15 protein-coding genes are annotated in these 23,953 nt (G+C 72.9%); 10 read left to right on the plus strand and 5 right to left on the minus strand.

The window, feature by feature from the left end:
- Window positions 1-192 precede the first annotated feature (192 nt).
- The 3 genes from AB0D74_RS34340 to moeZ all read left to right on the plus strand — a co-directional run bounded on the left by AB0D74_RS34340 (window position 193) and on the right by moeZ (window position 3,131).
- A complete protein-coding gene (locus AB0D74_RS34340; RefSeq protein WP_362595648.1) occupies window positions 193-1,152 on the plus strand; it encodes an NAD-dependent epimerase/dehydratase family protein in 960 nt (319 codons plus the stop codon).
- On the plus strand, window positions 1,140-1,889 hold the full coding sequence (locus AB0D74_RS34345; RefSeq protein WP_362595650.1) for a spherulation-specific family 4 protein: 750 nt from the start codon (window positions 1,140-1,142) through the stop codon (window positions 1,887-1,889). The genes AB0D74_RS34340 and AB0D74_RS34345 overlap by 13 nt, the downstream gene beginning before the upstream one ends.
- A gap of 63 nt (window positions 1,890-1,952) precedes the next feature.
- A complete protein-coding gene (gene moeZ / locus AB0D74_RS34350) occupies window positions 1,953-3,131 on the plus strand; it encodes an adenylyltransferase/sulfurtransferase MoeZ (RefSeq protein ID WP_362595652.1) in 1,179 nt (392 codons plus the stop codon).
- 77 nt (window positions 3,132-3,208) lie between these two features.
- On the opposite strand, the gene AB0D74_RS34355 is transcribed toward moeZ, so the two are convergent.
- From AB0D74_RS34355 to AB0D74_RS34365, 3 genes are all read right to left on the minus strand, one after another.
- Window positions 3,209-4,765 carry an alpha/beta hydrolase gene (locus AB0D74_RS34355; protein WP_362595654.1) on the minus strand — a complete coding sequence of 519 codons (1,557 nt, stop codon included), beginning with the start codon at window positions 4,763-4,765 and terminating at the stop codon, window positions 3,209-3,211.
- 121 nt (window positions 4,766-4,886) lie between these two features.
- Window positions 4,887-6,428, minus strand: coding sequence for an alpha/beta hydrolase (locus AB0D74_RS34360; RefSeq protein ID WP_362595656.1), 1,542 nt, complete (start codon window positions 6,426-6,428; stop codon window positions 4,887-4,889).
- Between the two features lie 62 nt (window positions 6,429-6,490).
- A complete protein-coding gene (locus tag AB0D74_RS34365) occupies window positions 6,491-9,307 on the minus strand; it encodes a lysylphosphatidylglycerol synthase domain-containing protein (protein ID WP_362595658.1) in 2,817 nt (938 codons plus the stop codon).
- Window positions 9,308-9,468: 161 nt separating this feature from the next.
- Between AB0D74_RS34365 and AB0D74_RS34370 the strand changes: the two genes are divergently transcribed.
- From AB0D74_RS34370 to AB0D74_RS34395, 6 genes are all read left to right on the plus strand, one after another.
- Entirely contained in the window at window positions 9,469-9,855 is a 387-nt protein-coding gene (locus AB0D74_RS34370) for an MGMT family protein (RefSeq protein WP_362595660.1), read from the plus strand.
- Between the two features lie 266 nt (window positions 9,856-10,121).
- Window positions 10,122-13,415 (plus strand): ATP-dependent DNA helicase, encoded by a 3,294-nt coding sequence (locus AB0D74_RS34375; protein WP_362595662.1) that lies wholly within the window; start codon window positions 10,122-10,124, stop codon window positions 13,413-13,415.
- Between the two features lie 127 nt (window positions 13,416-13,542).
- On the plus strand, window positions 13,543-17,166 hold the full coding sequence (locus tag AB0D74_RS34380) for an ATP-dependent DNA helicase (protein ID WP_362595664.1): 3,624 nt from the start codon (window positions 13,543-13,545) through the stop codon (window positions 17,164-17,166).
- A gap of 10 nt (window positions 17,167-17,176) precedes the next feature.
- Window positions 17,177-18,580: a dipeptidase gene (locus AB0D74_RS34385; RefSeq protein ID WP_362595666.1), complete on the plus strand. Its 1,404-nt coding sequence runs from the start codon at window positions 17,177-17,179 to the stop codon at window positions 18,578-18,580.
- A gap of 156 nt (window positions 18,581-18,736) precedes the next feature.
- Window positions 18,737-19,681 carry an NAD(+) diphosphatase gene (gene nudC, locus AB0D74_RS34390; protein ID WP_362595668.1) on the plus strand — a complete coding sequence of 315 codons (945 nt, stop codon included), beginning with the start codon at window positions 18,737-18,739 and terminating at the stop codon, window positions 19,679-19,681.
- 56 nt (window positions 19,682-19,737) lie between these two features.
- Entirely contained in the window at window positions 19,738-20,316 is a 579-nt protein-coding gene (locus AB0D74_RS34395; protein ID WP_362595670.1) for a class I SAM-dependent methyltransferase, read from the plus strand.
- A gap of 39 nt (window positions 20,317-20,355) precedes the next feature.
- Here AB0D74_RS34395 and AB0D74_RS34400 read toward each other — a convergent pair whose 3' ends face one another.
- Both AB0D74_RS34400 and AB0D74_RS34405 read right to left on the minus strand, forming a co-directional pair.
- Window positions 20,356-21,015: a formylglycine-generating enzyme family protein gene (locus AB0D74_RS34400; RefSeq protein WP_362595672.1), complete on the minus strand. Its 660-nt coding sequence runs from the start codon at window positions 21,013-21,015 to the stop codon at window positions 20,356-20,358.
- A 167-nt stretch (window positions 21,016-21,182) separates the two neighbouring features.
- The gene (locus AB0D74_RS34405; protein ID WP_086682403.1) at window positions 21,183-21,440 is read right to left on the minus strand and encodes a mycoredoxin; all 258 of its coding nucleotides are present in this window, start codon (window positions 21,438-21,440) and stop codon (window positions 21,183-21,185) included.
- Window positions 21,441-21,641: 201 nt separating this feature from the next.
- Here AB0D74_RS34405 and AB0D74_RS34410 point away from each other — a divergent pair, with 201 nt between their 5' ends.
- Window positions 21,642-23,840 carry an ATP-dependent DNA helicase UvrD2 gene (locus AB0D74_RS34410; RefSeq protein WP_362595675.1) on the plus strand — a complete coding sequence of 733 codons (2,199 nt, stop codon included), beginning with the start codon at window positions 21,642-21,644 and terminating at the stop codon, window positions 23,838-23,840.
- Window positions 23,841-23,953: the final 113 nt, after the last annotated feature.

Consider the following 23,953-nt stretch of genomic DNA (forward strand, 5'->3'; position numbering starts at 1 on the left):
CGCCGACGACCACGCACTCCGCGCCGAGCCGTCCCGGCGGCGGGCCCCCGGCACCCCGCCTGAGGCAACCGCACCACCCCTTGAAGGAGACCACCACATGACCACCTCCCGACCCGGACCCGGAGCGTCCGGAACCACCGGAAGCGCCGGAACCACCGGAGTCGCCGGAGCGCACACCCCGGGAGCCGCGCGATGAGGGTTCTGCTGATCGGAGCCAACGGATACCTCGGCCGCTTCGTCGCCGACCGCCTGCTCGCCGACCCGGCCGTCCAGCTCACCGCGCTCGGCCGGGGCGACGACGCCGACGTCCGTTTCGACCTCGCGACCGGGAGCCCCGGCGCGCTCACCCGCTTCCTCGACGCGGTCCACCCGGGCGTCATCGTGAACTGCGCCGGCGCCACCCGCGGCGGGGCCCGGGAACTCACCCGGCACAACACCGTCGCCGTCGCCACCGTCTGCGAGGCCCTGCGCCGCAGCGGCTGCGGCGCCCGCCTGGTGCAGGTCGGCTGCAGCTCCGAGTACGGCCCCAGCCAGCCCGGCTCCTCCACCGCCGAGGACGCCGTGCCCCGCCCCGGCGGCCCGTACGGCGTGAGCAAGCTCGCCGCCACCGAACTCGTCCTCGGCTCCGGCCTCGACGCCGTCGTCCTGCGCGTCTTCTCGCCCGCCGGACCGGGCACCCCGGCCGGCTCACCGCTCGGCCGCCTCGCCGAGGCGATGCGCCGCGCCATGCAGTCCGGCGACGGCGAGCTCAAACTCGGCGGCCTCGGCGCCCAGCGCGACTTCGTCGACGTACGCGACGTCGCCCGCGCCGTCCACGCGGCCTCGCTCTCCGCCGCCCAGGGCGTCATCAACATCGGCTCCGGCCGCGCCGTCCGGCTCCGCGACGCCGCCGCCGTCCTCGCCCGGGTCGCCGGATACGGCGGCGCCCTGCACGAACTGGACGGCCCGCCCGGCCCGCTGCGCGGCGCCATCGGCCACCCCCGGACCGACGGCGAGCACACCGGCCCCGTCGCGTACCCGTACCCGGACGGCTGCGGCAGCTGGCAGCAGGCCGACGTGCGCTGCGCCCGCGACCGGCTCGGCTGGCGCCCCCGCATCAACCTGGAGGAGTCCCTCGCGGACATCTGGATGGAGGCCGCGTGCCGCATCTGACCAGCACCAGGGCGGGCGCCGCGACCACCGGCGTCCGCACTGCCGTCGGCGTCCCCGGCTACGCCCACCCCCTCCTCGCCCCCGCCCAGTGGGCCGAACTCACCCGCCCGGGCACACCCCTGAACTGGGTCGTCCTCAACGTGGCGAACGGCCCCGGCAGCCTCCCCGACCCGCACTGCCTGGAGGCGGTCGGCCGGCTCCGCAACGCGGGCGTCCGCGTCCTCGGCCACCTCGACACCACCTACGGCGCCCGCTCCCACGGCGACCTGCTCGCCGACGCCCGCCACTTCCACGACTGGTACCGCGTCGACGGCTTCCTGCTGGACCGCTGCCCCACCGAGCGCACCGCTCTCCCCGAGATCCGCCGCGCGGTCGCCGCGCTCCGCGCCCTCGGTGACGGCACCCACATAGTCCTCGGGCACGGCGCCCACCCCCATCCGGGCTACGCCGAGAACGCCGACCAGCTGGTGACCTTCGCCGGTCCCTGGAGCGACTACCGCTGGTCCCAGGTCGCCGAGTGGACCGCCGACTACCCGCCCGACCGCTTCTGCCACTTCGTGCACGGCGTACCCCTCGGCCACCTCGACGAGGCGCTGCGCATCGCCCGCTGGCAGGGAGCCGCCACGATCTACTTCACCGACCGGACCGACCGCTGGGGCCGCGCCGATCCCTGGGAGGCCATGCCCGGCTACTGGGACGAATTCGTCTCGCGGATCGGAACAGGTGTCTCGGAATGAAGAAGCCCGTGGCAGTGTTACAGGGAGAACAGACGTAGTGATTGACCGATCAACGGAGTCCCCGTGTCGCTGCCACCCCTGGTCGAGCCAGCCTCTGAGCTCACCGTAGACGAGGTCCGCAGGTACTCCCGCCACCTGATCATCCCGGACGTCGGGATGGACGGGCAGAAGCGGCTGAAGAACGCCAAGGTGCTCTGTGTGGGCGCCGGCGGCCTGGGCTCGCCGGCGCTGATGTACCTGGCCGCCGCGGGCGTCGGCACCCTGGGCATCGTGGAGTTCGACGAGGTCGACGAGTCGAACCTGCAGCGCCAGATCATCCACAGCCAGGCCGACATCGGCCGCTCCAAGGCCGAGTCCGCCCGTGACTCGGTCAAGGGCATCAACCCCTACGTGGACGTGATCCTTCACGAAGAGCGGCTCGAGGCCGAGAACGTGATGGACATCTTCAGCCAGTACGACCTGATCGTCGACGGCACGGACAACTTCGCCACCCGCTACCTGGTGAACGACGCCTGCGTGCTGCTGAACAAGCCGTACGTCTGGGGCTCCATCTACCGCTTCGACGGCCAGGCCTCGGTCTTCTGGTCCGAGTACGGCCCCTGCTACCGCTGCCTCTACCCGGAGCCCCCGCCGCCGGGCATGGTCCCCTCCTGCGCCGAGGGCGGCGTCCTGGGCGTGCTGTGCGCGTCCATCGGCTCCATCCAGGTCACCGAGGCCATCAAGGTCCTCACCGGCACCGGTGAGCCCCTCGTGGGCCGCCTGATGATCTACGACGCCCTGGAGATGCAGTACCGCCAGGTCAAGGTCCGCAAGGACCCGAACTGCGCGGTCTGCGGCGAGAACCCGACCGTCACCGAGCTCATCGACTACGAGGCCTTCTGCGGCGTCGTCTCCGAGGAGGCCCAGCAGGCGGCGGCCGGCTCGACGATCACTCCCAAGCAGCTCAAGGAGTGGATCGACGAAGGCGAGAACATCGAGATCATCGACGTCCGCGAGCCGAACGAGTACGAGATCGTCTCCATCCCGGGCGCCAAGCTGATCCCGAAGAACGAGTTCCTCCTCGGCACCGCCCTGGAGGGCCTGCCCCAGGACAAGAAGATCGTCCTGCACTGCAAGACGGGTGTCCGCAGCGCGGAGGTCCTCGCGGTCCTGAAGTCCGCGGGCTTCGCGGACGCCGTCCACGTGGGCGGCGGCGTGATCGGCTGGGTCAACCAGATCGAGCCCTCGAAGCCGGTCTACTGAGCTTCCGGCTGAACACAGGCTCCGCGAAGGGCGGGGGTTCCGGGCGGCACGACAGGCGCCCGGAGCCCCCGCCTTCGTCATGAGCAGACCGTGCCGTCCTTCGGGACCGTGCCGTCGACCAGATAGGCGTTCACCGCCGAGTCGACGCAGTCGCTCCCGCTGCCGTACGCGCCGTGGCCCTCGCCCTTCCAGGTCAGCTCGACACCGACCCCCTTGCCGAGTTCGTCGGCCATCCTCCGGGCGCCCTCGTACGGGGTCGCCGGGTCGCCGGTGTTGCCGACCAGCAGGATCGGTGCCGCGCCCGGTGCGCTCACCTGAGGGGTGTCCCACTGTCCCGCCACCGGCCAGTCGTGGCACCAGCCGGCCGAGTCCCAGCCCAGGAAGTCGCCGAAGACGGGCGAGACCTTCTCGAACTCCGCCAGCCGCTTCTTCGTCTCGGCGAGCGTCGGCCGCTCCTTGTCGTCCAGGCACGATATGACCCGTTGGGAGTGCGTGGTCGTGCCGTAGTGCCCCGAGGAGTCCCGCTCGTTGTACTGGTCCGCGAGTGACAGCAGCTCCGAGCCGTCGCCCTCCTCGGCCGCCTTGAGCGCGCTGGTCAGCGTCGGCCAGCTGTCCTGGCTGTACAGCGGCAGCACGATGCCGGTGACCGCGAGGCTCTGGGTCAGCTTCCGCCCGGACGACGTGGGCAGCGGCGTGGTGTCGAGCCTCTTCAGCAGACCGGCGATCTTCCGGGAACCCTGGTCCGGGTCCTGGCCGGTGGACTTGAGGTAGTCGTCCAGGGCCCGCTGGAAGCCGGCGGCCTGGTTCTTCTCCTGGCCCACCGAGTCGGCCGTCGGGTCCACCACCGCGTCCAGGATCAGCCGCCCCACGTTCTTCGGGAACAGGTGGGCGTACACACCGCCCAGTTCGGTGCCGTAGGAGATGCCGAAGTAGTGCATCTTCGTGTCGCCGAGGACCTGGCGCATCAGGTCCATGTCGCGGGCCGTGTCGGTGGTCGAGACATGCGCGATCAGCTTGCCGGCGGCCTTCTCACAGCCCTGGCCGAAGTCCGCGGCGTCCTGGAAGTACGCCGTCTCCTCCGCCGCGGTGTCCGGGGTGGCGTCGATCGACTCGGCGCGCTGGATGTCCTTGTCGCTGCGGCAGCGGATCCCCTCGCTGGCCCCCACCCCGCGCGGATCCCAGCTCACCAGGTCGTACCGCGCGCGCAGTGCGGAGACGGTGGTGGCGAAGTACGGCATCGTCGAGACACCGGAGCCGCCCGGTCCGCCGAAGTTGAACAGCAGCGAGCCGATCCGCTTGCCCGAACCCCCGCTCGCCTGCTCCCGGATCAGTGCCAGCCCGATCGTCTCCCCGTCCGGCTTCGCCCAGTCCAGCGGCACCTTGAGGGTCGCACACCGCCACTCGTCGCCGGGCGCGGCCGAGTCCGAAGTGGCCTTGCAGCGGCTCCAGTCGAGCTTCTGGGAGGTGAGGGAAGCCGGCAGGGCCACCGAGCCCGTGGCGGTGGACGTGGCCGCCGACGGCTGCCCGGACGACGCCTTCCCCTCGTCATCGCCCCCACCGGACGACCCGCCGCCGCACCCGGCCACGAGCAGCCCCGCGGCGACAGCCGCCGCCCACCGTACATATCGCAACATGCGCGCACACCCCCCACACAGGCTCTCCGCGCATTCGTTGCGGGAGAGCGGTCAGGCCATACTAGGCGGATCGAGCCGAGGCCGTTCCAGCCTGTGGATAACCCTGTGACCTGCGGTTCTGCTACGTACAGACCGTTCCCGCCCTCGGTACCGTCCCCTCCAGCAGGTAGCCGTTCACGGCACCCTGCACGCACTTGTTCTTGCTGTCGTACGCCCCGTGCCCCTGCCCCTTGTAGGTCAGCTCGACCCCGACGCCCGTCCCGAGCGCGTCCACCATTTTCTTCGCGCCCTCGTACGGCGTCGCCGGATCCCCCGTGTTGCCCACGACCAGGATCGGCGCCGCCCCGGGCGCGCTGACGTCGGGGTGGTCGGCGGCGCCCGGCACCGCCCAGTTCGTGCAGCTGACCATGGACCAGGCGAGGTAGTCGCCGAACAGCGGCGAGGCGGCGCGGAACTCGGGCAGCTTCTGCTGGACGTAGTCGGCGGTGTACCGCGGCTTCTCGTCGGCGCAGTTGATGGCGATGTTCGCGGCCGTGATGTTGCTGTACTCGCCGTTCTCGCTGCGGCCGTTCATCGAGTCGGACAGCAGCATCAGGATCTTCCCGTCGCCGTCGTAGGCCTCTTCGAGTCCTTCGGTGAGGTACTCCCAGAAGTCCTTGGAGTACAGGGACTGCGCGATGCCGTTGGTGGCGGCGGACTGGGTGAGCTGGCGGGGCAGGATGCCCGGGATCGGCTTCCTGTCGAGGTCCGCGAGGAGCTTGGCGATACGGTCCTTCACGTCCTGCGGGGTGTCGCCGATCGGGCACTCCGTCGTCTTCGAGGTGCAGTCCTCGGCGAAGTTGTCGAGCGCGAGCTGGAAGCCCTTCGCCTGCCCGAGCGAGCTCTGCTCCGGGTCCTGGGTGGGGTCGACGACGCCGTCGAAGACGGCCCGGCCCACGTTCTTCGGGAACAGGTGGGCGTAGACGCCGCCGAGTTCGGTGCCGTAGGAGATGCCGAAGTAGTGCATCTTCGTGTCGCCGAGGACCTGGCGCATCAGGTCCATGTCGCGGGCCGCGTCGGTGGTGCGGACGTGCGGCAGGATCGCCTTGGAGTTCTTCTCGCAGGCCGAGTTGAACTGCTTGGTGCGGTTGATCAGCTGGGTGCGCTCGGCGCTGGTGTCGGGCGTCGCGTCCTGCTGGAAGTAGTTGTCGAGCTGGGCGTCGTTCTCGCACTCGACGGGGTCGCTGCGGCCGACGCCGCGCGGATCGAAGCTGACGAGGTCGTAGCGGGTGCGCAGAGCCGCGTAGTCCGAGCCGAACGCGGGGAGCGTGGTGACGCCGCTGCCGCCGGGTCCGCCGAAGTTGAAGATCAGTGAGCCGATCCGCTTGCTCGCGTCGCCGCTGGCTTTGGCCCGGATCAGCGCGAGGCCGATGGTGGCGCCCTTCGGTTTCGACCAGTCCAGGGGCGCCTTCATGGTGGCGCACTGCCAGGTGCCGCCGCTGGGCAGCGGTGACGGGGCGTCGCCGCCGCCCTCGGCCTCGTCGGGCGCCGGGCAGTTCTTCCAGTCCAGCTTCTGCGCCGCCAGATCCCCGCCCGTGGAACCGTTGCTGCACCCGGTCGGCAGGGAAACCAGCACCAGGGCGGCGGTCAGGGCGGCGGCACGGATCCGGAAGGGGTTCGGCATGCTCCCATCCTGGGGTCCCGCACAGCCACGCGCGCGGGGCGCGAGCCGTCCGAGGTACGGCCCTACAGCGCGCCCTTGCGGGAGAGGTGGTTGAAGGCCAGCCAGCCGGGCAGGACCGGCAGCCACAGGGTCAGCAGCCGGTACAGCAGGACGGCGGGTGCCGCGACCTCCTTGGGGAGGCCGACGGCGATCAGGCCGACGGTCAGGGTCGCCTCGACCGCGCCGACACCGCCCGGGGTCGGCGCCGCCGAGCCGAGCGCGTTGCCGGCGAGGAAGACGACGGCGACGCTGGCGATGCTCAGCGAGGTCGACTGGTCGCCGAACGCGCGGATGGAGGCGTCCAGGCACATCACGAAGCAGGCGGTCAGCAGCAGCATGCCGCCGATGCCGGTGACGAGCTTCTGCGGACGCTGGAGCACGTCCAGCATGCGCGGCACGACACCCGCGAAGAGCGACCGCACGCGCGTGCTGACGAACTTCCGCAGGAACGGCACCGAGGTCACCACGAGGACCAGCACCGCGACGGTCAGCAGGCCCGCGATGACCGTGCGGGACGGGGACAGCGACGGGGTCTTCTCGGTGCCGGTCAGGTAGCCGAAGGACAGCAGCATCAGGATGTGACAGCCGAGCGAGAACAGCTGTGAGGCGCCCACACTCGCCACCGCGAGCCCGGGGCGCACGCCCGCGCGCTGGAGGAAGCGCGTGTTGAGGGCGACACCGCCGACCGCGGCGGGCGCGACGATCTTCACGAACGACCCGGCGAGCTGCGCGGCCACGGTCCGCACGAACGGCACCCGCTCCGGCACGAACCCGAGCAGCGACATCGCGGCGGCGACGTAGCTGATCGCCGAGAACAGCACCGCGGCGATCACCCAGCCCCACTGGGCGTTCGCGACCAGGGGGCCGAACTCGATGTGGGTGAGCTGGGTCAGCAGGTAGTAGCCGCCGATCGCGCCGGCGATGACACTGATCAGGGTCCGCGGCCGTACCCGCTCCAGGCGGGCCGGCTCGACGGGCGCCTGCGGCCTGATCCGCAGCACCTGGTGCCGGATCTGGGTGAGCAGGTCCTCCTCGCGGGCCTCTTCCAGCGCGTCGTCCAGGGCCCGCTTCTCGGCCCGCTGCTCGGCGCGCACCGTCTTCTTGTCGGGCTTCTCGGCCTCCGCCGCGCGGGCCTGCTTGGCCTGCCGGGACGCCTCCAGGACCGCGTCCCGCTCGCGCTGGGCGCGCTCCCTGGCCAGTCTGCGCAGCGTCGCGCGCGTGGAGCGGGTGAGCGCGATCGGCTGGAGCATCGGCAGGCAGTCGGCGACGGCGTCGGGGCCGAGCACGCCGACCGCCGAGGCCACCGCCCGCTCGGCGCCCGCCCGCAGCCCGAGCGTGGTGACCAGCTGGGCGATGTCCATGCGCAGCAGCAGTTCACCCGCGGCGATCTCGCCGCCGCGCAGGTCGGTGAGGATCACCGTGCCGGAACGATCCACCAGGATGGCGTCGCCCGCGAGCCTGCGGTGCGCGATCCGGCGCGACTGCAACGCCTGCACCTGGTGCCAGGTGTTGCGCAGCAGTTCGTCGGTGATCTCCTCGTCGGCCAGCGAGTCCAGCGTGCGGCCACCGGTGTGCTCGTAGACGAGCATCACGGCGTCGGGGCCGAGCTCGGAGGTGGCGATCAGCTTGGGCGCGTTGGCGCCGGCCGCGATCGCCGCGTACGCCAGCAGCGCCTCCTGTTCCAGGGCCTGGCGCAGGGACTGGAGGCTGGAGCGGGTGGCGAAGCCGCGCAGGGTCAGGTTGCGCCACGCCCGGTAGAAGAAGCCCTGGGCCTGCTGTTCCCGGTCGACGACCGTGACGTCCAGCGGCGGGCCGTCCTCCAGGGTGACGAAGTAGCGCCGGCCCCGGTCGCCGTTCTCGGTGTCCAGGGCCTCCTCGCGGGCCGCGCCGACCGGGTGGAAGCCGACGTGCCTCAGGCCCGCCAGCAGGGTCCGTCCGGTGGGGCGGACGTTCGGGGAGCCGACGGCGTACAGCGTGCCGTAGGCGACGGTCCAGCCGATCAGCACCGTGAGGATGATCGAGAACGGTGTGGTGTAGCCGGTGACCAGCATGGAGAACGCGTCGAGCAGCAGCACGATCCACAGGACCGAGCGCCATCTCGGCCGCCGGGACATGCCGACGGCCGTCATATAGGCGATGACGGGCGCGAGATAGCCGTGCACCGGGTCGGTGAGGGCGTGGATGTCGCCCGGGGAGGGCTGGGTCAGCGCCTCCTGGATCGAGCCCGGGGCGGCCCGGGCGACCCACAGGTCGGTGGCGAGGGTCACGCCGTGCGCGAGGACGGCCGCGAGCACGCCGTCGGCGATGCGCAGCCCGTCCCGCTTGATCAGCCGCTCGATCGCGAACGCGACCGGCACCAGCAGGATCGCGATGCTGGAGGCCAGCCCCGCGAACCGGATCAGCAGGTCGGGGGCCTGTCCGGTGCCCTTGTTGATGTCCTGTTCGAGCCCGGAGGTGGTGCCGTGCGCGAACGCGGCGATACCGAGCAGCACGGCGACGGCGAGCACGCCGACCAGGAGCCGCATGAGGTCGGAGGGGCGGTGCACGCGCGCGGGGAGCAGCGGTTCGTCGCCCTCCACCTCGTAGGCGTGCGTCTCGTCGCACCCGTGTTCCGCCTCGGCTTCTGCGTCTGCTTCCGCTGCGGTATCGGCTTCGGCTTCGGCTTCGGCTTCTGTTTCTGCTTCGACGGTGCCGGGGCCGGTGGCGTCCGACCGCGCGGTGCCGGGGCGTGCGGGGCCGGACTCCGGCGCGTCCGGGCGTGCGGCGGCGTCAGAGGTGCCGGCCCCGCCCTCGGGGTGCACGCCCTGCTGCTCGGTCGTCTCTTCTTGATCTCGTATCACCAGTCACCGCCCGCACGATGGTGGCATGCTCCACCGACACCCGAGGGCATCAGGGTGCAGATGCGGGGGCGCACAGTCTGCCCCAAGCGGCGCGAGAGGGCGAGGCGGCGGCCCGCCGCGGACCGCGCCGGTTGTCGGTGGGGTGCGGCAGGATGGGGCGAATGAGCGAGCAGAGCCTTCCCGAGGACACCCGAGAGGGGTACGCGGACGAGCTGCCCGAATACGCCGAGCGGGTCCTGGAGGTCGCCGAGCGGATCCCGCCCGGGCGCGTGATGACGTACGGCGACGTCGCGGAATGGCTGGAGGAGGGCGGCCCGCGCCAGGTGGGGCGGGTGATGTCCCTGTACGGCGGTGCCGTCCCGTGGTGGCGGGTGGTGCGCGCCGACGGCGTCCTGCTCCCGGGGCACGAGCTGAGTGCGCTGGATCACTACCGCGCGGAGGGCACGCCGCTGAAGGAGGCGAGCAGGGCCGCGGAGGGCCATCGGCCGCGGCTCGACATGAGGCGGGCGCGGTGGGACGGCGGCGCGGACGCGGGGGCTCACACCTGACAGCTTCCGCCATCGGAGGCCCTCGGGGGGAACCTGTGGCCCGTACGAGGGACATCGGGGACGTGCGTGGCATGGCGTACGTTCGTGAGATGTGCGGCGCAGGTGCCGCGGGCGCCGCACGGGGCGGGCGGGAAGAAGCGGAAGCGCTGCTTCCGTCCGGTTCGTCGGCGTAGCGTCGGCTGCGCGTGTCCCGCTCACCCCGCGGCCACCCCTGCGCACGCGCGACCGCGCACCGACCAGCACACCCACCAGGACCGGCGAACCACGTGAGCTCCTCTTCCTCCACCAGGCGCCTGCCGCACCAACAGGGGCGGCAGGGGAGCCGTGGCGCTTACCGACTGGTCCGTACCCCGCCGGCCGACATGGGTCCCCCTCCTCTGGACGCGGCACAGCGCGCCGTGGTTGACCACGGGTCCGGCCCGCTGCTCGTCCTCGCGGGCCCCGGCACCGGAAAGACCACCACCCTGGTCGAGTCGGTGGCCGCGCGGATCGCCCGGGGCGAGGACCCCGAGCGGATCCTGGTCCTGACCTTCAGCCGCAAGGCCGCCGTCGAACTGCGCGACCGCATGGCCCTGCGGGTCGGTGCCGGCCGCGCGCCCCGGGCGACCACCTTCCACTCGTACTGCTACGCCCTGGTCCGCGCCCACCAGGACAGCGGCCTGTTCGTGGACCCGCTGCGGCTGCTGTCCGGCCCCGAGCAGGACGTCGCCGTCCGCGAGCTGCTGGCCGGCCAGCCCGACCTGGAACGGCTCGGACTGAACCATGTCCGCTGGCCGGACGAGCTGCGCGCCTGCCTGACCACGCGGGGCTTCGCCGACGAGGTCCGCGCGGTCCTCGCCCGCAGCCGCGAACTGGGCCTCGACCCGGCCGCCCTGGACGCCTTCGCCCGCCGCATCGGCCGCCCCGACTGGGGGGCCGCAGCCGCCTTCCTCGCCGAGTACCTCGACGTCCTCGACCTCCAGGGCGTCCTCGACTACGCCGAACTCGTCCACCGCGCGGTGCTGCTCGCGCACCGCCCCGAGGTCGCCCTGGACCTCGCGGGGCGCTACGACGCCGTGTACGTCGACGAGTACCAGGACACCGACCCGGCCCAGGTGCGCCTGCTGCACGCCCTGGCCGGCGGGGGCCGCACGCTGGTCGCGTTCGGCGACCCGGACCAGTCGATCTACACGTTCCGCGGCGCGGACGTGAACGGCATCCTGGACTTCCCGTCGGCCTTCGCGCGCGTGGACGGCCGTCCGGCACCGGTGGAGGTGCTGAGCACGTCCCGCCGGTCCGGGGCCGGCCTGCTGACCGCGACCCGCCTGCTGACCCGGCGGATGCCCCTGACCCGGCTGCCCGCCGACAAGGCGCGCGCCCACCGCGAACTGACCGCCGCGCGGGACGACGGCCGCGTCGAGGTCTACACGTACCCGACGTCCGGCACCGAACTGGAGAACATCGCCGACATCCTGCGCCGCGCCCACCTGGAGGACGGCGTCCGCTGGAGCGACATGGCCGTCCTGGTGCGCGCCGGCTCCCACACCATCCCGACGGTCCGGCGCGCGCTCACCGCGGCCGGCGTGCCCCTGGACATCGACGGCGACGACGTGCCGCTGCGCCACGAACCGGCGGTGGCGCCCCTGCTGACGGCGCTGCGGGCGGTGGCGGAGGCGGAGGCGGCGCACGACGCCGAAGAGGGCGCGGTCTGGCTCGACATCGAGACCGCGCTGACCCTGCTCACCTCACCCCTCGCCGGCATGGACGCCGCCGACCTGCGCCGCCTCGGCCGCGCCCTGCGCGACGAGGAGCGGGCGGCCGGCAACGCGTTCCCGCCCCCGTCGGACGAACTGCTCGCGCGGGCGCTCGCCGAGCCCGGGCGCCTGGCCGTGCACGACCCCGGGTACGCGCGCGGGGCGCAGCGGCTCGGCGCGCTGCTGGCCCGGGCCCGGGAGCGGCTCGCGGGCGGCGGTACGGCCGAGGAGGCGCTGTGGGTCCTGTGGAACGGCACACCCTGGCCCTCCCGCCTGGAACGCTCCGCCCGGCGCGGCGGCGCGGCCGGCCGCAATGCCGACCGTGACCTGGACGCCGTGTGCGCCCTGTTCGCCACCGCCGCCCGCGCGGAGGAACGCAGCGGCGGCCGGGGCACCCTGAACTTCCTCGCGGAGACCGAGGCCGAGGACATCGCGGCCGACACCCTCGCCGGCCGCGCGGTGCGCCCGGACGCCGTGCGCCTGATGACCGCGCACCGCGCCAAGGGCCTGGAGTGGCGCCTGGTCGTCGTGGCCGGCGTCCAGGAGGGCCTGTGGCCGGACCTGCGCCGCCGCGGTTCGCTCCTGGAGGCCGACCGCATCGGCCGCGACGGACTCGCCGAACCGCTCACGCCGGGCGCGCTGCTCGCCGAGGAGCGCCGCCTGTTCTACGTCGCCGCCACGCGCGCGCGTGAGCGCCTCGTCGTCACCGCCGTGAAGGCCCCCGCGGACGACGGCGACCAGCCCTCCCGGTTCCTCACCGAACTGGGCGTCGAACCCCAGGACGTCACGGGCCGGCCGCGCCGTCCGCTCGCCGTGGCCGCCCTGGTCGCCGAGCTGCGCGCCACCACCGTCGACCCGCGCGCGTCCGACGCCCTGCGGGAGGCCGCCGCCCGCCGCCTGGCCCGGCTGGCCGCCCTCGCCGACGAGGACGGCCGCCCCCTGGTGCCGTCCGCACACCCCTACCGCTGGTGGGGCGTGTTCGAGCCGACCGAGAGCAAGGTGCCGCTGCGCGACCGCGACCAGCCCGTGGTGCTCTCCGGCAGCGCCCTCGACCAGCTCGCCAACACGTGCAGCCTGCAGTGGTTCCTCGGCCGTGAGGTGAAGGCCGACGCGCCCGCTACCACCGCCCAGGGGTTCGGCAACGTCGTGCACGTCCTCGCCGACGAGGTCGCCTCCGGGCGCACCCCCGCCGACCTCGCCGTCCTCATGGAGCGGCTGGACTCGGTGTGGAACGCGCTCGCCTTCGACGCGCCCTGGAAGTCGGCGCAGGAGAAGGACAACGCGCGCGTGGCGCTCGAACGCTTCCTGAAGTGGCACGTCCTGGACCGCACCGCACGTACCCCGGTCGCCAGCGAGCAGGACTTCGACGTCACCCTCGGGGCCGGTGACTACGAGGTACGCATCCGCGGCCAGATGGACCGGGTGGAGGCGGACGCCGAGGGCCGCGCGTACGTCGTCGACTTCAAGACCGGCAAACAGGCGCCCAGCGCGGCCGAGGTGGCCCGGCACCCGCAGCTCGCCGTCTACCAGCTCGCGGTCCGCGAGGGAGCCGTCGACGACGCCTTCGACGGCGCCCGGCCCGAGCCCGGCGGCGCCGAACTGGTCCACCTCAGACAGGGCGCCGCCCAGCGGGACGGCGGCGAGACCCTGCCCAAGGTGCAGGCACAGGAGCCGCTGGAGGGGGAATGGGTCGGCGAACTGCTGGCCACCGCCGCCGGCAAGGTCCTCGACGAGCGGTTCGCGCCGACCACCGGGCAGCACTGCACCCACTGCGCCTTCCGCGCCTCGTGCAGCGCGCGACCGGAAGGGCGGCACGTGGTGGAGTGAGCGCAGTGGGTGCAGTGCTGAACGCTGGCAGTGGGCGCAGGGACAGTGGGCGCTGTGGCAGTGAGCGCTGTGTCATCGATTGCGCTGTTTTATCGATTGTCAGTGCTCGCCGCTAGCCTCTTTCCTCATGCCCGCCCGTATCACCGACCCCGAGCAGCTCAAGGAGCTCCTCGGCATCCCGTTCACCCCGGAGCAGACGGCCTGCATCACCGCGCCGCCCGCCCCGCAGGTGATCGTGGCCGGGGCCGGGTCGGGCAAGACGACGGTGATGGCGGCCCGCGTGGTCTGGCTGGTCGGCACCGGACAGGTGGCCCCGGAACAGGTCCTCGGCCTGACCTTCACCAACAAGGCGGCCGGCGAGCTCGCCGAACGCGTCCGCAAGGCACTCGTCGGGGCCGGTGTCACCGACCCCGACGTCATCGACCCCGACCACCCGCCGGGCGAGCCGGTGATCTCCACGTACCACGCCTTCGCGGGCCGGCTGCTGACCGACCACGGCCTGCGCATCGGCCTGGAGCCGGCCTCCCGGCTGCTCGCCGACGCCACCCGCTACCAGCTGGCCGCGCGGGTGCTGCGCGAGGCCCCCGGCCCCTACCCGGCCCTCACCCGGTCCTTCGCCGACCTGGTCAGCGACCTGCTCACCCTCGACTCCGAGCTCGCCGAACACCTGGTACGCCCCGAGGACCTGCGGGCCTGGGACGCCGGACTCCTGAACACCCTGGCAGGCGTGAAGCTCGGCAACGCCGACCTGCGCAAGGTCCCCGAGACGGCCGCCGCGCGCCGCGAACTGGCCGAGCTGGTCGTCCGCTACCGGGCCGCCAAGCGGGAGCGGGACCTGCTCGACTTCGGCGACCAGATCGCGCTGTCCGCGGCGCTGGCCGGCATCGCCGAGGTGGGCAGGCTGCTGCGCGACGAGTTCCGGGTCGTCCTCCTCGACGAGTACCAGGACACCTCGGTCGCCCAACGCGTCCTGCTGGCAGGCCTGTTCGGCGCCGGTACCGGGCACCCCGTGACCGCGGTCGGCGACCCCTGCCAGGCCATCTACGGCTGGCGCGGCGCCTCCGTCGCCAACCTGGACGACTTCCCCGGGCACTTCGCGCACGCCGACGGCCGCCCCGCCACCCGCCAGTCGCTCAGCGAGAACCGCCGCAGCGGTGGCCGCCTCCTCGACCTCGCCAACGGCCTCGCCGAGCCGCTGCGCGCCCTGCACGCGGGCGTGGAGGCCCTCCGCCCCGCCCCGGGCGCGGAACGCGACGGCACGGTCCGCTGCGCCCTGCTGCGCACCCACGCCGAGGAGATGGACTGGATCGCCGACTCGGTCGCCCACCTCGTCCGCACCGGCACGGCCCCCGGCGAGATCGCGGTCCTGTGCCGTACGGCGACCGACTTCGCGGAGATCCAGGGCGCCCTCGTCGCCCGTGACGTCCCCGTCGAGGTCGTCGGCCTCTCCGGGCTGCTGCACCTGCCCGAGGTCGCCGACCTCGTCGCCGTCTGCGAGGTGCTCCAGGACCCGGGCGCCAACGCCTCCCTGGTCCGGCTGCTGACCGGCCCGCGCTGGCGCATCGGCCCCCGCGACCTCGCCCTCCTCGGCCGCCGCGCCCGGCTGCTGGTGTCCCACGCGCGCGTGGGCGACCCCGACGACCCGGACCGCAGGCTCGCCGCGGCCGTCGAGGGGGTCGACCCGGCCGAGGTGATATCCCTCGCGGACGCCCTGGACACGTTCCTGGAGCTGCCGTTCGACGGAGACCGGCCCGGACAGGGCGACGACGGGCTGCCGTTCTCGCCGGACGCGCGCGTGCGCTTCGCCCGCCTCGCCACCGAACTGCGCGAGCTGCGTCGCTCCCTGTCGGACCCGCTGATGGACGTCCTGCACCGCGTCCTCGCCGTCACCGGCCTGGAGGTGGAGCTGTCCGCGTCCCCGCACGCGCTGGCCGCCCGCCGCCGCGAGACGCTCTCCAACTTCCTGGACGTCGCCGCCTCCTTCGCGGCCGGCGACCAGGAGGCGACCCTGCTCGCCTTCCTCGGTTTCCTGCGCACCGCCGCCCAGTACGAGAAGGGCCTCGACAACGCCCTGCCCGGCGGCGAGAACACCGTCAAGGTGCTCACCGCGCACAAGTCCAAGGGCCTGGAGTGGGACGTCGTCGCGGTCCCCGGACTGGTCAAGGGCACCTTCCCGAGCGGCCAGGGCCGCGAGAAGTGGACCGCCCAGGCCAAGGTGCTCCCGCACGCCCTGCGCGGCGACACCGCCACCCTGCCCGACGTCGAGGCCTGGGACTCGCGGGGCATGAAGGCCTTCCACGAGGCCATGAAGGACCACCAGCACACCGAGGAACTCCGCCTCGGCTACGTCACCTTCACCCGCCCCCGCTCCCTGCTCCTCGGCTCCGGCCACTGGTGGGGCCCCAGCCAGAAGAAGCCGCGCGGGCCCTCCGACTTCCTCCGGGCCCTGTACGACCACTGCGCCGCCGGGCACGGCGAGATCGAGGCCTGGGCCGACGAACCGGAGGAGGACGAGGAGAACCCGGCCCTGCACGCGGTGAGCGCGGACCAGGTGTGGCCGCTGCCCCTGGACGAGGCCGCCCTGGCCCGCCGCCGCCAGGCCGCCGCGACCGTCCTCGCCCACCTGGACGCCCTCGCGGCCGGCACCGACGCGGGCGCCGCTGCCGCGGACCACGAGACCGCCGCCGCCGAGGACCCGGACTGGCCACCGCCGCCCGAGGACGAGGAACCCGCCCCCTACGAGGACGACCTCCCGGACGCGGACTCCGCCGACTGGGACTCCTGGAGCACCGACCGCCCCGCCGTCCCGCACCAGGCCGAGCCCGAGGCGGTGCCCGAGGCGCTGCCCGAGGCCGTGCCCGCCCAGCGCACGCCCCCGCGCACGCCGGAGCATGACAGCGCCGGCGCCGACAGCGCCGCCAGCGCCCAGGAACGCGAGCGCGGCCTCCTCACCCCCGAGGAGGCCCGCACCATCGCCTCCTGGGACCGCGACCTCGACGCGCTCACCGGAGAGCTGCTGCGCGCCCGCCGGAACACCACCGACGTCCCTCTCCCCGCCACGCTGTCCGCGACCCAGCTGATGCGGCTGGCCGAGGACCCGGACGGGCTCGCACAGGAACTCGCGCGCCCCATGCCGCGCCCCCCGCAGCCGGCCGCGCGCCGGGGCACCCGGTTCCACGCCTGGGTCGAGGCACGCTTCGAGGAACTCACGCTGCCCATGCTGGAGCCCGACGAGCTGCCCGGCAGCGACGCCGAGATCGCCGACGAACGCGACCTTGAAGCCCTCAAGGAGGCCTTCGAACGCACCGAGTACGCGCACCGCACGCCGTACCGCGTCGAGGCCCCCTTCCAGCTCTCCCTCGCGGGCCGGGTCGTCAGAGGCCGTATCGACGCCGTCTACCGGACGGACCACGGCGCGGGCGCGACGTACGGGACGACGTACGAGATCGTCGACTGGAAGACCAGCCGCACCCGCCCCGCCGACCCGCTCCAGCTGGCGATCTACCGGATCGGTTGGGCCGAGCAGCAGGGAGTGCCGCCCGAGTCGGTCACGGCCGCGTTCGTGCACGTACGCACCGGCGAGGTCGAACGTCCGGACGGTCTGCCGGACCGGGCCGCCCTGGAAAGCCTGATCGTCGGACAAGCCGTCGGGCATCCCGTCGGGCAGGCTGCCGGCCATCCCGACGGACAGGCTGTCGGAGAAGCCGAGTGTGACGAACCGCCCGCCGAGGATGTCGGTCCGGGCCGATAGGCTCGTGACCATGAGCCAGACCCCGGACAGCGCCGTCCGTACGTACATCGAGGAGCACCGCGCCGCCTTCCTCGCCGACCTCGCCGAATGGCTGCGCATCCCCTCCGTGTCGGCCCAGCCCGACCACGCCCCCGACGTACGCCGCAGCGCCGACTGGCTCGCCGCCAAACTGGCGGAGACCGGCTTCCCGACCGCCGAGGTCTGGGAGACACCGGGCGCCCCGGCCGTCTTCGCCGAGTGGCCCGCGGGCGACCCGGACGCGCCCACGGTGCTGGTCTACGGCCATCACGACGTCCAGCCCGCCGCCCGCGAGGACGGCTGGGACAGCGAGCCCTTCGAGCCGGTCGTCCGGGACGACCGGCTCTACGCGCGCGGGGCGGCCGACGACAAGGGCCAGGTGTTCTTCCACACACTCGGCGTCCGCGCCCACCTCGCCGCCACCGGCCGCACCGCACCCGCCGTCAACCTCAAGCTGCTGATCGAGGGCGAGGAGGAGTCCGGCTCGCCGCACTTCCGGGCCCTGGTCGAGCGGCACGCCGGGCGGCTCGCCGCCGACGCCGTGATCGTCTCCGACACCGGCATGTGGTCCGAGGACACCCCCACGGTGTGCACGGGCATGCGCGGGCTCGCCGAGTGCCAGATCGTCCTGCACGGCCCCGACCAGGACATCCACTCCGGCGTCTTCGGCGGCGCCGTCCCCAACCCCGCCACCGTCGCGGCCCGCCTGGTCGCCGCCCTGCACGACGAGCACGCGCGCGTGGCGATCCCCGGCTTCTACGACGGCATCGTCGAGCTCGGCGACCGTGAGCGGCAGCTCTGGGCCGAGCTGCCGTTCGACGAGGAGGGCTGGCTGCGCGAAGCGCATTCGTACGCCACCGAGGGCGAGGCCGGGCACACCACCCTGGAGCGCGTCTGGGCCCGCCCCACCGCCGAGGTCAACGGCATCGGCGGCGGCTACCAGGGTCCCGGAAGCAAGACGATCATCCCGTCCTCGGCGCTGCTGAAGCTGTCGTTCCGGCTCGTCGCCGGTCAGGAGCCCGACCACATCGAGAAGGTCGTCCGCGCCTGGGCCGAGGCCCGGATCCCCGCCGGCATCCGTGCCGAGATCACCTTCCTGCCGGCCACGCGCCCGTGCCTGACCCCGCTCGACCACCCCGGCCTCCAGTCGCTCGCCCGCGCCATGGGCCGGGCCTTCGAGACCCCGATCCGCTTCACCCGATCGGGTGGCTCGGGGCCGGCCGCGGACCTCCAGGACGTCCTCGGCGCACCCGTTCTGTTCCTGGGCATCTCCGTCCCCTCCGACGGCTGGCACGCCCCGAACGAGAAGGTCGACCTGGACCTCCTCCTCAAGGGCGTCGAGACCAGCGCCTACCTGTGGGGCGACCTCGCCGAGAACTGGCGCCATGCCCCCTGAGCCACCGACGCCGTCCGGAGCGGCACCCCGGGCGGGGCACACTGGAAGGGCCGCCCCGCCCGCCCCGCCCCCGCCCCACCCGTTCTCCTGCCGCCCCTTCGTCCCGCTGAACCGCCCGCTGAAACATCCGTTGCACTGGGGGAGTTGGAAGCACCCGTGACCACCTGGACCGACCACACCGCCGACCGACCCATCTCGCTCACCGCCCCGAGCGGTATCGACCGCGCCGCCCACCACCGGCTCGACGAAGCCTGGCTCGCCGCGGCGTGGAGCCACCCCGACACCCGCTGTTTCGTGGTCTCCGGCGGTCAGGTCCTCATCGACGAGACACCCGACGGCCACACCGAACTCGTCATGACGCCCTCCTTCGAGGCCCCCCTCACCGAGGCGCACCGCTACTTCCTGGGCACCGACGAGGACGGCGTCAGCTACTTCGCCCTCCAGAAGGACGCCCTGCCCGGCCGCATCGACCAGTCCGCACGCCCGGCCGGCCTGCGCGAGGCCGGACTGCTGCTGTCCCCGCGGGACACCGGCCTGATGGTGCACGCGGTCGGCCTGGAGAACTGGCAGCGCACCCACCGCTTCTGCTCCCGCTGCGGCGAGCGCACGGTGATCGCCGCAGCCGGTCACATCCGCCGCTGCCCCGCCTGCGGTGCCGAGCACTACCCGCGCACCGACCCCGCCGTGATCATGGCCGTCACCGACGAGGACGACCGCATCCTGCTCGGCCGCCAGGTCCACTGGCCCGAGGGCCGTTTCTCCACGCTCGCCGGCTTCGTGGAGCCCGGCGAGTCCATCGAGCAGGCGGTGCGCCGCGAGGTCTTCGAGGAGGCCGGGATCACCGTCGGCCCGGTCGAGTACGTCGCCAGCCAGCCCTGGCCGTTCCCGTCCAGCCTGATGCTCGGCTTCATGGCCCGCGCCACCACGACCGAGGTGACCGTCGACGGCGACGAGATCCACGAGGCCCGCTGGTTCTCCCGCGACGAACTCCGCGCGGCCTTCGACTCCGGTGACGTCCTGCCGCCGTACGGCATCTCGATCGCGGCCCGCCTGATCGAGATGTGGTACGGCAAGCCACTGCCGACGAGGAGTTTCGTCTGAGACCGGCCGGCACGACCACAGAGGAGTACTGGAACCACAACGTCCACTACCACCCCGTGGTACTGGACGCGGTACCGGACGGCTGCCGCGCCGCCCTGGACGTCGGCTGCGGCGACGGCCTGCTCGCCGCCAGGCTCGCGACCAGGGCGGAGTCGGTGACCGGCGTGGACCGGTCGGCGGAGATGATCAGGCTGGCCCGCAAGCGGGAGGCCGGGAACGTCACCTTCCTGGAAGGCGACTACCTCGACGCCGCCGCCCTCGACGCGGAGAGCTACGACTTCGTCAGCGCGGTCGCCGTCATCCACCACGCCCCCTTCGACGACGCGATCGAACGGCTGGTGGGGCTGCTCGCGCCCGGCGGCCGGCTGGTCGTCGTCGGCCTGGCGCACGACCACACCCTGCTGGACCGGGTCGTCAGCGGCTGCGGGCTCCCCGCGAGCCTCCTGACAGCGCGTCGGCACGGCGGCAACCGGGTCCCCGCCGACATGCCCGTCGAGGACCCGATCATGACCTGGAGAGAGGCCCGGCGGGCTACCGCGCACCTGCTCCCCGGGCGCCGGTTCCGGCGCCGGTTGCTGTGGCGCTACACGCTGGTCTGGGACAAGCCGGACACAACGAGCGAAGGCGGCCCCTGACCGATCCTGACCGATCCTGACGGATACGGAACGAGGCTCTTACGGCCGGGACAGCGGTGCGGAACGCACGATGCGAAATCCCACGTCGTCGATCCGGAAGGTCGGGTGGCTGCGCCGCCGCACCGACGCCCGGCAGCTCCAGTGCTCGTCGGCCCACCCACCACCACGGAGCACCCGGTAGGCGCCGTACACCTCGGCGTCGTAGACGTCCCAGCACCAGTCCCAGACGTTGCCCAGCATGTCGTACAGGCCCCACGCGTTGGGCTCCTTGCCGCCGACCGGGTGGATCCGCTCGTCGGAGTTCCCCTGGTACCAGGCAACCTCGTCGAGCCGTCCGTACCGCGGGCCGGTCGTGCCCGCACGGCAGGCGTGCTCCCATTCGGCCTCGGTCGGCAGCCGGTACCCGTCCGCGGAGGTGTCCCACTCGGCCGTCTCGGCGTCGACGCACAGCTGATACGCGGGCGTCAGCCCCTCGTGCCGGGACAAGTCATTGCAGAACCGGACCGCGTCCCACCACGAAACGCCCTCGACCGGCAGCCGCTCACCCTGGGCACTGCTCGGCCGTCGGCCCGTGACCCGTGCGTACCAGGACTGCGTGACCGGGAACGCCGACATCCGAAGCGGCGCGACCTCGACCGGCCAACTGCTCTGCGTCCGCCGGTCCGACAGCGTCACCTGCCCCGCCGGAACCGCAACCATCCTGTTCTCCGCCCCCGTGTCCACGGCAGGTCACCCTACCGGCGTCCGCCGAGAGCACGCCGGAGCGGCGTCGCGGCCGTGCTCCTGCCGAGCGCTGTACGGGGGCCGGGTGTACAGAACCCCCGATCCGGCGTCAGGCCGGTCGGGGGTCGTGTGTGTCAGGCGGGTCAGACGCCGAGCGCCTGCTTCACCTGGGCGAGGCTCGGGTTCGTCATCACGACCTCGGTGCCGCCACTGGAGGGAACCACCTGAACGGTCGGGACCGTCTGGTTTCCGCCGTTCGCCTTCTCCACGAATGCGGCCGACTCCGGGTCCTGCTCGATGTTGATCTCGGTGTACGCGATGCCCTCGCGGTCCAGCTGGCTCTTCAGCCGGCGGCAGTAGCCGCACCACGTGGTGCTGTACATCGTCACAGTGCCCTGCATCTCGCTCGCACTCCTTCGGCAGGTCGGGGAAGGTCCTCCGGGGAGGCAACGTACGCGACCCGCCCGCCATTCCCGCAGCACGGGCCGCGAGCGACGGCTCCCGCACGGGCGCGCGTGACGCCTGCCGCATTCGTACGACCGCGTGGGGTCGCCTGTGGACAACCGGCACAGTCGTCTCCGGCGACCTGGCAGCATGGCCATGTGACAGCAGCAACGCACTCCTCCCTCTTCCCGCCGGTACCGGACTCTGCCGACGCGGTGCTCGAAGGGCTCGACCCCGAGCAGCGCGCGGTGGCGACCGCCCTGCACGGTCCGGTGTGCGTGCTGGCCGGAGCGGGTACCGGCAAGACCCGGGCGATCACCCACCGGATCGCCTACGGGGTGCGGGCCGGCATCCTCCACCCGTCCAGCGTGCTCGCCGTCACCTTCACCAACCGCGCCGCCGGGGAGATGCGCGGCCGGCTGCGCCAGCTCGGTGCCCAGGGGGTGCAGGCCCGCACCTTCCACTCGGCCGCGCTGCGCCAGCTCCAGTTCTTCTGGCCGAAAGCGATCGGCGGCTCCCTGCCCCGGCTCGTCGACCGCAAGATCCAGCTCGTCGCCGACGCCGCCGCGGCCTGCCGTATCCGTCTCGACCGGGGCGAGCTGCGGGACGTCACCGCCGAGATCGAGTGGTCCAAGGTCACCCAGACCGTCCCCGCCGACTACCCCATTGCAGCTGTGAAGGCGGGCCGGGAGGTCCCCCGCGACCCAGCCGAGATCGCGCAGCTCTACTCGGCGTACGAGGACCTCAAGCGTGACCGCACGGTCATCGACTTCGAGGACGTCCTGCTGCTGACCGTGGGCATCCTGCAGGATCGGCACGACATCGCCGACCAGGTCCGCGCCCAGTACCAGCACTTCGTCGTCGACGAGTACCAGGACGTCAGCCCGCTCCAGCAGCGGCTGCTGGAGCTGTGGCTCGGCGACCGCGACAGCCTGTGCGTCGTCGGCGACGCCAGCCAGACCATCTACTCGTTCACCGGAGCAACCCCCGACCACCTGCTCGACTTCCGCACCCGCCACCCCGGGGCGACCGTGGTCAAGCTGGTCCGCGACTACCGCTCCACACCCCAGGTCGTCCACCTCGCCAACGGGCTGCTCGCCCAGGCCCGCGGCCGGGCCGCCGACCACCGCCTGGAGCTGATCTCCCAGCGCCCCGCCGGACCCGAGCCCGTCTACACCGAGTACACCGACGAGCCCGCCGAGGCCGAGGGCGCCGCCCGCCGTATCCGGGAACTCGTCGACGCGGGAGTCCCGGCCGCCGAGATCGCCATCCTCTTCCGTACGAACTCCCAGTCCGAGACCTACGAGCAGGCCCTGGCCGACGCCGGGGTGCCCTACCAACTGCGCGGCGCCGAGCGGTTCTTCGACCGGCCCGAGGTGCGCAAGGCGGGCGTGGCCCTGCGCGCGGCGGCCCGCTTCGGCGGCAACGACGCGCTGCTCGACGACACCGTGGACCTGCCCTCCCAGGTGCGCGCCGTGCTCTCCGGAGAGGGCTGGACCACCGAGCCGCCGGCCGGCTCGGGCGCCGTCCGGGAGCGCTGGGAGTCGCTGGCCGCCCTGGTCAACCTCGCCCACGACGTCGCCGCCGCCCGGCCCGCCGCCACCCTCGCCGACTTCGTCGCCGAACTCGACGAGCGCGCGGGCGCCCAGCACGCCCCGACCGTCCAGGGCGTCACCCTCGCCTCCCTGCACTCGGCGAAGGGCCTGGAGTGGGACGTCGTCTTCCTGGTCGGCGTCGCCGAGGGCATGATGCCGATCAGTTACGCGAAGACCGACGAACAGATCGAGGAGGAACGCCGTCTCCTCTACGTCGGAGTGACCCGCGCCCGGGAACGGCTCCATGTCTCCTGGTCCCTCTCCCGCACCCCCGGCGGCAGACCCGGCCGCAGGCCCAGTCGCTTCCTGGACGGTCTGCGCCCCGGCTCCACCGGCACCGTCGGCCGTGCGGGCGGCGCCGGTGGCGGAGGTGTCGAACGCGGCTTCACGGGCGGCCCCGTGGCCGCGCCCCGGCGCACCCAGCGCAGTCCCGCCCGGTGCCGGGTCTGCGGACGCACGCTGACCGACGCCGGCGAGATGAAGCTGATGCGCTGCGACGGCTGTCCGTCCGACATGGACGAGGGCCTCTACGAGCGGCTGCGTGAATGGCGTGCCGACCAGGCCCGGCTCAGCGGCCAGCCGGCCTTCTGCGTCTTCACCGACAGGACCCTGATGGCCATCGCCGAGAGCGCTCCGGACGACGACCGCGAGCTGGCCCGCATCCCCGGCGTCGGCATGCGCAAGCTCAACCGTTACGGCGCCGATGTTCTGGCCATATGTGCAGGCCAGGAGCCCGAGGGAGGAGAAGCGGGGGGCTGTTGAGAACTCGTCGAAAAAATAGTTTGCGCATGCCCCAGCAATCCCCATAGGTTCTAGGCACGGAAGCGGCGGCCTTCTCGAAGGCCCGGTTCCGTGTTGTACTTGCATACCCGAGC

The organism is Streptomyces sp. NPDC048278 (assembly GCF_040652195.1).
Lineage (GTDB): Bacteria > Actinomycetota > Actinomycetes > Streptomycetales > Streptomycetaceae > Streptomyces.

What these genes read in the sequence shown, in the direction of transcription:
- AB0D74_RS34355 (WP_362595654.1), bottom strand. Translation starts at nt 4,765, where the DNA reads ATGTTGCGATATGTACGGTGGGCGGCGGCTGTCGCCGCGGGGCTGCTC.
- AB0D74_RS34405 (WP_086682403.1), bottom strand. Translation starts at nt 21,440, where the DNA reads ATGCAGGGCACTGTGACGATGTACAGCACCACGTGGTGCGGCTACTGC.
- AB0D74_RS34370 (WP_362595660.1), top strand. Translation starts at nt 9,469, where the DNA reads ATGAGCGAGCAGAGCCTTCCCGAGGACACCCGAGAGGGGTACGCGGAC.
- AB0D74_RS34360 (WP_362595656.1), bottom strand. Translation starts at nt 6,428, where the DNA reads ATGCCGAACCCCTTCCGGATCCGTGCCGCCGCCCTGACCGCCGCCCTG.
- AB0D74_RS34385 (WP_362595666.1), top strand. Translation starts at nt 17,177, where the DNA reads ATGAGCCAGACCCCGGACAGCGCCGTCCGTACGTACATCGAGGAGCAC.
- AB0D74_RS34340 (WP_362595648.1), top strand. Translation starts at nt 193, where the DNA reads ATGAGGGTTCTGCTGATCGGAGCCAACGGATACCTCGGCCGCTTCGTC.
- AB0D74_RS34380 (WP_362595664.1), top strand. Translation starts at nt 13,543, where the DNA reads ATGCCCGCCCGTATCACCGACCCCGAGCAGCTCAAGGAGCTCCTCGGC.
- AB0D74_RS34400 (WP_362595672.1), bottom strand. Translation starts at nt 21,015, where the DNA reads ATGGTTGCGGTTCCGGCGGGGCAGGTGACGCTGTCGGACCGGCGGACG.